At 57.7% G+C, this 442-nt stretch carries 1 rRNA gene; it reads right to left on the reverse strand.

The annotated features are described in order from the left end of the window. Nucleotides 1-29 precede the first annotated feature (29 nt). Nucleotides 30-146: ribosomal RNA gene (rrf, locus tag AC1DKN_RS21040) — 5S ribosomal RNA — on the reverse strand. Between the last annotated feature and the right edge of the window lie 296 nt (nucleotides 147-442).

The following is a 442-nucleotide window of genomic DNA, read 5'->3' on the forward strand; positions in this document are numbered from 1 at the left end:
GTGGTGGGGGTCCTCGACCGTTAATGGTGTTCCGGCGGTGACCTACTCTCCCACACCCTCCCGGGTGCAGTACCATCGGCGCTGTGGGTCTTAGCTTCCGGGTTCGGGATGGGACCGGGCGTTTCCCCCACGCTATGACCGCCGTAACCCTTGCTCCGCCACCGGCCCGCCTGGCGGGGGTGGGGAAATCTGTGGTTACAACATGGCCGCTGCAGCGAATGCAGCTGTGGTGTTGTTATTTTGTTGTGGTTTTGTTCCTGTCGCAACAGTGCCGTCGGTGACGGGTTTGTTGGTTGGGAACCACATAGTGGACGCAAGCAGTCTTGTTTCTTTGTACCCTTCCCTGGTGTGAACGTCTTTTGAATCCGTTCACGGGAAGAGTGTGTGGTGTAAGTTATCGGCCTATTAGTACCGGTCAGCTTCACGAGTCGTTAGTCCTCGC

This window comes from Arthrobacter sp. 01N444, assembly GCF_056399305.1.